8 protein-coding genes and 1 pseudogene are annotated in these 8,029 nt (G+C 60.7%); 3 read left to right on the top strand and 6 right to left on the bottom strand.

Annotation, left to right across the window (positions count from 1 at the left end):
- Together ACLHHB_RS11700 and ACLHHB_RS11695 are read right to left on the bottom strand one after the other, a co-directional pair.
- Positions 1–204 (bottom strand): annotated as a pseudogene (locus ACLHHB_RS11700) (hypothetical protein); the annotation flags it as partial.
- Between the two features lie 244 nt (positions 205–448).
- Positions 449–1,138, bottom strand: a complete 690-nt coding sequence (locus ACLHHB_RS11695) for a GntR family transcriptional regulator (RefSeq protein WP_410218458.1) — start codon at positions 1,136–1,138, stop codon at positions 449–451.
- 239 nt (positions 1,139–1,377) lie between these two features.
- Between ACLHHB_RS11695 and ACLHHB_RS11690 the strand changes: the two genes are divergently transcribed.
- Positions 1,378–2,595, top strand: a complete 1,218-nt coding sequence (locus ACLHHB_RS11690) for a CaiB/BaiF CoA transferase family protein (protein ID WP_410218457.1) — start codon at positions 1,378–1,380, stop codon at positions 2,593–2,595.
- Positions 2,595–3,482, top strand: a complete 888-nt coding sequence (locus ACLHHB_RS11685; protein ID WP_410218456.1) for a hydroxymethylglutaryl-CoA lyase — start codon at positions 2,595–2,597, stop codon at positions 3,480–3,482. The genes ACLHHB_RS11690 and ACLHHB_RS11685 overlap by 1 nt, the downstream gene beginning before the upstream one ends.
- Positions 3,483–3,565: 83 nt before the next feature.
- Here ACLHHB_RS11685 and ACLHHB_RS11680 read toward each other — a convergent pair whose 3' ends face one another.
- The 4 genes from ACLHHB_RS11680 to ACLHHB_RS11665 all read right to left on the bottom strand — a co-directional run bounded on the left by ACLHHB_RS11680 (position 3,566) and on the right by ACLHHB_RS11665 (position 7,471).
- Positions 3,566–4,834 (bottom strand): TRAP transporter large permease, encoded by a 1,269-nt coding sequence (locus ACLHHB_RS11680; RefSeq protein WP_410218455.1) that lies wholly within the window; start codon positions 4,832–4,834, stop codon positions 3,566–3,568.
- A complete protein-coding gene (locus tag ACLHHB_RS11675; protein ID WP_410218454.1) occupies positions 4,831–5,397 on the bottom strand; it encodes a TRAP transporter small permease in 567 nt (188 codons plus the stop codon). Before ACLHHB_RS11675 ends, ACLHHB_RS11680 begins: the two co-directional genes overlap by 4 nt.
- A gap of 9 nt (positions 5,398–5,406) precedes the next feature.
- Positions 5,407–6,402, bottom strand: coding sequence for a TRAP transporter substrate-binding protein DctP (dctP, locus tag ACLHHB_RS11670; RefSeq protein ID WP_410218453.1), 996 nt, complete (start codon positions 6,400–6,402; stop codon positions 5,407–5,409).
- 352 nt (positions 6,403–6,754) lie between these two features.
- Positions 6,755–7,471, bottom strand: a complete 717-nt coding sequence (locus ACLHHB_RS11665; RefSeq protein ID WP_410218452.1) for a hypothetical protein — start codon at positions 7,469–7,471, stop codon at positions 6,755–6,757.
- A gap of 314 nt (positions 7,472–7,785) precedes the next feature.
- Here ACLHHB_RS11665 and ACLHHB_RS11660 point away from each other — a divergent pair.
- A partial coding sequence (locus ACLHHB_RS11660; protein ID WP_410218451.1) for a DUF1206 domain-containing protein occupies positions 7,786–8,029 on the top strand: 244 nt, incomplete at its 3' end.

Here is an 8,029-nt window from a genome sequence, read left to right as displayed (position 1 = left end):
CAGAGAAATCGCCCGATACATGAGCACCAGCCCGAACAGATGCCCTCCGATGGTCAACGCAGCATAGCGCCGTCCGGGTGGCTGTCGGGCCAGAAATCGGCCGGTCGCCATGGTGTCTTCCGAACTCGAGGCCGCCGCCCTGATGGCTGCCAGAGCCGTGAACAGCGCGATGATCAGTCCACCACGCGCAATGGCAGTGCCCACTGCTGCAAATCCGTCCTCCCTGACGCTTAGCGCCCAGACTGTCTGCGCCAGTCCGACCGCTACAAAGATCAGCCGCCCACGTGGCGCGCTCCAGCTGAAACAAGCGACTGCACTCAGGGCCAGGCGGCAGCCAGCAGTTCCAGTATCACAAGATCGCTGAAGGCAGATGCAACGGTAGCCAGCATCACCAACGATGTCAGCACGCCGCCAAGGCGCGTTATGGGCGCGATCATGGACGGACCATTCAACGGCTCCGGCCATTGTCAGGCAGCGCCTCCGTCGTCAGACCGAACGTCTCGGCGGCAGAAAGAATATGAACCTCCATCATCCGCTCGGCCCATTGCGGTGAACGGGCGGCGATGGCGGCGGCAATCTCGAGGTGATGTCGTGCGGAACGGCGGCGTTGTTCCGTGGTGAACTGACGGAAGGTGCGGCTGACCAAGGAGATGTCGACCGTCGCCTTGACGAGGTGGATCAGTCGCTTCGACTGGGTACTTTCGATGATCAAGGCATGGAAGCGGGCATTCTCCTGGTCGATTCTTGTGATCAGATCGTCGGTGACAGACGCCGTCTCGGCCAGATCCGCCATTCGTTGCGCCGAGCGCCCGATATCGTCGATCTGTTGCGCCGTCGCGCGTTCAGCTGCGCGGCCGGCTGCATATGCTTCCAGGCGCAGGCGCAGATCAAAGATTTCCCGCACCTGATCGTCGTCCGGAAGTGCGCACCACAGGCCTTGGCCTTTGCGCCGCTCCAGCAAGCCCTCCAACAGCAGACGCTTGATCGCCTCGCGGACGGGTGTGCGGGAGATATTGAAACGCTCCGCCAATGCAAGCTCTGTCACCTTGCGGTCTGACGGCAGTTGCCCCTCGACAATGGCAAGGCGAAGCTCACGATATGCACGTTCGGAGGCATTTTCCGCTTTTGCTTCTTCCACCCGCTCGTTCCTTTCCTGCGCATGAACGCCCCTTGCGGCAGCGACGGCATATGACCATCTTGCCAGCCCCGGCGCAACGGACGTCCAACCGCTGTGCAAAAAATAGATGCAGAATACGTTTCTCAGGACAAAGATATGGTGCTAATGCTGAAGAAATCCTCTTATTGTATACAAAATTCTTGATATAGGATAAGCGGGCTTGAGTGCAGCGCATGTGCCGAGGAACAGACAGGAGCATCATGGAACAGGAACAATCAGAAGGCTTCGGGCCCTTGAGGGGTCTTCGCGTCATAGAGATGGGGCAGCTTCTGGCTGGCCCTTTCGTGGGTACTCGTTGCGCCGATTTTGGTGCCGAGGTCATCAAGATCGAGGCGCCCGGCGTGGGCGACCCCATCCGCAACTGGGGTCAGCTGCAGCACGAGGGCAAGACGCTGTGGTGGCCGATCATGGCACGCAACAAGAAGTCGGTTTCGGCCAATTTGCGCGATCCTCGTGGGCAGGACCTGGCACGCCAACTGATCGCTGACGCCGATGTGCTGATCGAGAACTTCAAGCCCGGCACGTTGGAGAAATGGGGCATGGGTCCGGCTGAGCTGCACGCGCTCAACCCCCGCCTGATCATCGTCCGCGTTTCAGGCTTTGGGCAGACCGGCCCCTATTCGGCACGTCCCGGCTTCGCCTCGGTCGGAGAGGCGATGTCAGGCTTGCGTTACGTGAACGGCTATCCCGACATGCCACAGCCCCGCTATGGCATCTCGCTTGGCGACACGCTGACTTCGCTCTTTGCCTTCGAGGGGATGATGATGGCCCTTTACTGGCGCGACCGGAACGGCGGCAAAGGACAGGTCGTCGATGCGGCGATCACCGAAAGCTGCTTTGCCATGCTGGAAAGCACAGTGACGGAATACTCCAAAGCTGGCTTCGTGCGACAGCCGTCCGGCACCGGCATCGCCAAGATTGCTCCCTCCAACATCTACCCTTCCCGCGAGGGCGGCCATGTCGTCATTGCGGCCAACGTGGATGCGATGTTCCGCCGCCTGACGCGCGCCATGGGTCAGCCCGAGCTGGCCGATGATCCGCGCTTTGTGACCCATGTCGCACGCGGCGAGCATGCCGAACTGCTGGACACAATGGTGGCCGAATGGTCCTCTCAACTGAGCATGGACGAGTTGACGGCCCGGCTGGAGGAATTCGACGTCGTCTATGGGCCCATCAACTCGATCGCCGAGGTTGTGGCCGACCCGCATTTCCGGGAACGAGGCATGGTGCGTGACTTTCAGGACAAGGACTTCGGAAGCATCGCCATTCCCGGTGTCTTTCCGGTCCTGTCTGAAACGCCGGGCGATGTGGCCTGGCTCGGACCGCAGGAGATCGGCGCCCACAATGCTGAAATCTATGGCAGGCTTGGACTGGACGGGGACGAACTGACGCGCCTTCGCGAAGAAGGAGTGCTGTGATGGTGACGATCTGCGACGTTGGCCCGCGTGACGGGCTGCAAAACCTGTCTCGCCAGTTCAGCGTCGCGGAAAAGCACCACATGGTGACCGAACTGGCAGCCGCCGGCCTGCGCCAGATCGAGGCGGTCAGCATGGTAAGCCCCACGCGCGTGCCGCAGATGGCTGGAGCGGAGGAGCTTCTGGGCAGTCTGCCAAACCTGCCGGACGTGACGCTTTCCGCGCTGATCCTGAACCGCAAGGGTGCCGAACGGGCGTTGGCCACGTCTGTGCAGGAGATGCGGTTCGCGGTCGTGGCCTCGGACACGTTCTGCCGCCGGAACCAGAACATGAGCAGCGAGGATAGCGTGGCGGCCTTTGCCGACATCGCACCGCTTGTGCGTGGGGCAGAGCGCAGCCTGACCGGTGTCGTTGCCACGGCCTATGGTTGCCCTTTCGAAGGCAGAGTGGATCCTGCCCACGTGGCCCGGATGACCGAAGCGCTGATTGCAGCGGGCGCCGACCAGATCATCTTTGCCGACACGATCGGCATGGCCGCACCGCGTGACATCAACCGCCTGCACGAAGCCTGCCGCACGGTGTTGGGCGCCATGCCTTGGGGCATTCACCTGCACAACACCCGCAACACCGGCTACGCCAACCTGATGGCCGCATTGGAACGGGGTGCTCAGGTTATCGATGCCTCGATCGGTGGACTGGGCGGATGCCCATTTGCCCCCCGCGCGACCGGCAACATTGCCACAGAAGACGTGCACTATCTGCTGGAGCGCCAAGGGATCACGACGGGATTGGACCATGACCGGCTGGCCGCTCTGGTCGAATGGCTCGCCAAGCGCGTACCTGATAAAATTACCGGCCAAGTCGCTCGAGCAGGATGGTTCAAGGACTAGCCATGCCGATAGACAGAACGAACAAAACCCGCCGGATGTCGATCCGGCGGGTTTTTTATGTGGAGCTGGAAAGCGGCCGGCTGTCACAGCCCCGGAATGGCCAGCACGATCTGCGGAAAGATCGTCAGCAGGATGACCGAGAACAGCATGATCGCCACGAATGGTATGGAGCCGCGTGCGACGACCCCAAGCGGGGCCTTGTCCAGTGACTGGATCACGAACAGGTTCAGGCCCACCGGCGGCGTGATCAGGGCGACCTCGATCAGCAGGACGAAGAAGATGCCGAACCAGACCGGATCGATGCCCAGAGCCATAACTGTCGGCATCAGCACCGGCACCATGATCAGCAGCATCGACATGCTTTCCAGGAAGAACCCGATGAAGATCAGCATGGCCGCGATCAGCAGCAGGGCCAGCGTCACAGTGTTGAAGTAATCTTCGAACAGCCAAGCCAGCTGTGCGGGCAATTGGTAGAGGGTGATTGCCTGACCAAAGATCTTGGCACCGATGACAATCAGGAAGATCACCGTGGTCGTTTTGACCGTGTCCCGCACCGCACCCAGAAAGACCGAGCGGCTGAGGCGACGGCTGCCCAGCAGGATCAGCAGGGCCACGCTGGCGCCGATGCCCGAGGCCTCAGTGGGCGTGAAGACGCCGGCATAGATGCCGCCGAGGATGGTGCCCGACAGCAAAAGCGTCGGCAAAGCCTTCCAGGTTGCCGCGCCACGTTCATTCCAGGTGGCCCGAGGCAGCGCCTGATGCGTTCCCTGCAGCGCCGAAGCGATCACGACATAGACGCCAAAGAGCACGATCAGCAGGATGCCCGGGCCGACGCCCGCCAGGAACAGTCGCCCGATGCTTTGTTCGGTGATCGCGCCATAGACGATCAGCGGCACCGACGGCGGAATGATGATGCCCAGCGTTCCCCCGGCGGCCATCAGCCCCAAGGTCAGGCTGCGGGAATAGCCACGCTTGATCATCTCGGGGATGGCAACGGTTCCCACGGTCGCGGCTGTGGTAATGGAGCTGCCCGAAATGGCCGAGAAGATGCCACAGGACAGCAGGGCGGCGATGCCAAGGCCGCCGGGCCAATGCCCCACCCACGACTGCATCGCAACAAACAGGTCACGCCCAATGCCGCCCCGCAGCAGCAGGTTCGACATCAGCAGGAAGAGCGGGATCGCCAGCAGGACGAAGTCGTTGATGCCGCCGAACAGCGTGCTGGCCACCATTGTCAACGGAAGCCCCTTGAGCGCCAGAAGCCCGGCACCCAGAATCCCAAGCGTGAAGGCGACCGGAATACCGGTCAGCAACAGCAGCAAAAGCGCCGCAAAGATCAGGACCGGTGTCATCGGTGCGCACCTTCCTCGACATGGGGCAGTTCCTGCTCGGCAGCCCCTGCAAAGACGGGGGCAGGACGCTGCGGCAGGCGCAGCAACTCGGCCACGGATTGCAGCGCAAGGATGACGAAACCCACCACAATCGGCAGTTCCGCAATCCAGCTCGGCATCCGCAGCATCGACGGCTGGCGCCGCCCGAAGGCGATCGAGTCAAGCATCGCTCGGGACGAGATCCAGATCACGAAGATGGAAAACAGCAGAATGGCCACCAGGCTCAGCGCCTCGGCCAACTTGCGGCCCATGGGCGGCAGCTGGCCGATGACAGCGGTGATGCGGATCATGTGCCCCTCGCGCAGGCAATAGCCCATTGCCAGGAAGGTCAACCAGATCATGGTTGTCGTAGCCACGTCCGAAGTCCAGTGCGTAGGCGCACGGAAGACGTAACGGGCCACGACCTCGTAGGTCAGCAGCAGGGTCATTGCAATGATGCCAACCTCCGACAGGCGACTTGCCAGCAGCGACAGGCCGTCAGCCAGCGCAAGCGCGCGAGAACGCGGAAGGTCCGAATCCGTCATCACCTTGCCTTACTGCAGTGCTTCGAGTGCGGAGAGCAGCTTTTCCCCGGGCTCGCCCGCCTCTTGCCGGAACAGTTCAACCGCTGGCTTGGCGGCCTCCTGCCATGCCGCCAGTTGCTCCGGCGTCAGTTCGACCACAGTGGCGTGGCCGTTCTCGGACAACCATTGGGCAGCCTCAACGTTCTCTGCTTCCGTTTCCGCACGCAGTTTTTCCTCGGCGCTGATCGAGGCCTCGGTCACCCAAGCCTGTTCCTGTTCAGACAGGCTGTCCCACAGCCTGGGATTCATGACCGCCAAAAACTCGGCCAGACCATGGTTGGTCATGGTCACATGATCCATCACCTCGTAAAGAGCGCGCGACTTGACCGCAGTGGTCCCGCTCATCCCGATGTCGACGACGCCCCGCTGATAGGCAACGAATTGCTCCGATCCGCCCACAACGACGGCCGAGCCCCCAACGGCCTCGATCAGGTCGCCGGTGGGCTTGCCGGTCGCCCGCACCATCTTGCCCTCCATGTCCGACGGATTGGCAACAGGCCCGCCCTTGGAGAGCATCTGCACCGGGCCGTAATCCTGCCACCACAGCACCTTGGAGCCTGCCTGCAACAGCATTTCGTCAAAGGTCTTGCGGAATTCGCCCTCACGGTCCGCAGCTTTGGCCAGTGTTCTAAAGTCGGGAAACATGAAGGCCACCGAGAAGATACCGGCGGCCGGAACCGATCCGGCATATTCGTCGGCAAGCACGATACCCAGATCGATGGCGCCGCTCGAGATCGCCTGAGGAACCTCCTGTCCCTTGAACAGCTGCGCACTGTCAAAGACTTCGACCTTCATCTCGCCGCCGGAAATTCTGTCCAGTTCGTCGGCAAAGTAGTGCGCATTCGCGCCAACCGGATGATTGGCACCAACCTGAACAGTCATTCGCATGGTGCGCTCGGCCGCGGCCGGACCGGCAAAAATGCACAGTGCCGTGCCCAGAAGCGCGTATCTCTTATAACAAGCCATAACTTCCTCCCTCATTGGCATCAGACAGGATGCCAAACCCCATCATCTGTAGCACACGTAAAGGTGCCAAGGAGGCGAATACTGGATACAAAAAAACGGGCTGTAAAGCACATCGAGCTTTCTGCTGGGCTTTATCTCTCAGATTGAATACCGAAACGATGGGTGCAGAAGCCTTCCTTCCTTCGCCAATCTTGCTGAAACTCCGGGCCGCTGCTTATTCAACGCCCGCATTAAGCAGCGATGACGCAACCGCCTCACCATTACGGCACAAACGTCCAGTGACTTCTTCAGGCTGACATGGAAGGGATCTGCAGTGGCGGCTATGGATCGACTTTGCAAGTGCCCGCAGATTTCAATGTCTGGATTTTCGCCAGATGAGCAGAATCTTGGGGTCAGGCGCGACAGCCCGAGCTGGGCCATGCTCGCCAAGGTGCCGAGGCAGGGGACGCTCCTCAGCTTGGTGGCAGCTCGCCTGCAGAACATCCAGCATGTCAGGGAAACCGTCTGCTATTTCGGGCATTCCGGCAACGGCATAAGCAGTTTGACCAAGGCCGGCATAGTGGATGATGGTTCCTCCCTGTCGCGTCAGGCGTGCTTCGAAGAACGCGCAGGAAATCAGGCACTCGTCGCCGATCTGGCGGGACTCGTCCTTTCTTGCGCCTTCCTGCGCGGCATGCAGTAGCCGGATCGTCAGTCGGTCGGGCCTGATAGGGCGGTGCATGTAGCGGGCCAAGGTCGAGGCAAGGTGAAACTCGAGATCCGATGACAGCGCAACTTGGCTTTCACGCATTCCCTCGACCACCAGATCCCGAGCCGCAGAAAGATATGTGTCCATCAACGAAGCCCCCCATCGGTGTGACAGAACATTGACATGATAGGAAAAGTTTGCCTCAGCCCGTTTTTCCACGTCAAGACCATTCATTGAGTGAATAAGGTCCGCATAGGTTGCATCAAGTTTTTCGGGTAGGGCGGTTTGGCAGCAGCCTTTGCCATGCGCCGGCAGCTTCGTTCGAACTTCAAGAGGTTGGTCACGGCCGCCGCCGATGATATGCCGCGAAAATTCAGGCAAGTCACCCTGCGCAAATCACCGCTTCTTATAGGTTTCACTGCTGCGTTCCGGAGACCGCAGAATGCGCTGTCGTTCTAGAGCTGATGAACCGCTGCTGTGCCGACCATTCAAAGCTGGCCCCGTATCCCGATCTGTGGGTGTAAACAGTTATACTTTCCCCTTTCGAATGCAGAACATGCGCAACAACGTCCGCTGCATACGAGATCGCGCGGCGAGAACCCAAAAGGACAGGGTTGGCAGCAAGGGAGGGCACTTGACGGCACGCGCAACAGGAGCGCAGGCTACGACCTGCAAGAACATACCGTGTGGGCAACATGGCTAAAAACGACATGGGCTGGGCCATTCCACTGATGCGGGCTGGCTATTCCGGCAGAGGCCTTGTCTACCTTTCCGTCGCGGGGATCTCGCTTTACTCGATCTGGCGAGGCGGCCAAGCGCAAGACACCTCATCCGCCTTGGGCTGGCTCGAGAACACCTGGGGAGGAGGAGTGGCATTGTTCCTCATTCTCCTCGGGATGTTGGCTTATGCTTTTTGGCGCGTTCTCGATGCTGTCTATG

This window comes from Paracoccus sp. (in: a-proteobacteria) (assembly GCF_046462195.1).
In the GTDB taxonomy this organism is placed as follows: Bacteria; Pseudomonadota; Alphaproteobacteria; order Rhodobacterales; family Rhodobacteraceae; genus Paracoccus.
Note: the sequence above shows the minus strand (reverse complement) of the source record. Positions and strands in the feature narration are given on the sequence as shown.

What these genes read in the sequence shown, in the direction of transcription:
- ACLHHB_RS11690 (WP_410218457.1), top strand. Translation starts at nt 1,378, where the DNA reads ATGGAACAGGAACAATCAGAAGGCTTCGGGCCCTTGAGGGGTCTTCGC.
- ACLHHB_RS11685 (WP_410218456.1), top strand. Translation starts at nt 2,595, where the DNA reads ATGGTGACGATCTGCGACGTTGGCCCGCGTGACGGGCTGCAAAACCTG.
- ACLHHB_RS11680 (WP_410218455.1), bottom strand. Translation starts at nt 4,834, where the DNA reads ATGACACCGGTCCTGATCTTTGCGGCGCTTTTGCTGCTGTTGCTGACC.
- ACLHHB_RS11675 (WP_410218454.1), bottom strand. Translation starts at nt 5,397, where the DNA reads ATGACGGATTCGGACCTTCCGCGTTCTCGCGCGCTTGCGCTGGCTGAC.
- dctP (WP_410218453.1), bottom strand. Translation starts at nt 6,402, where the DNA reads ATGGCTTGTTATAAGAGATACGCGCTTCTGGGCACGGCACTGTGCATT.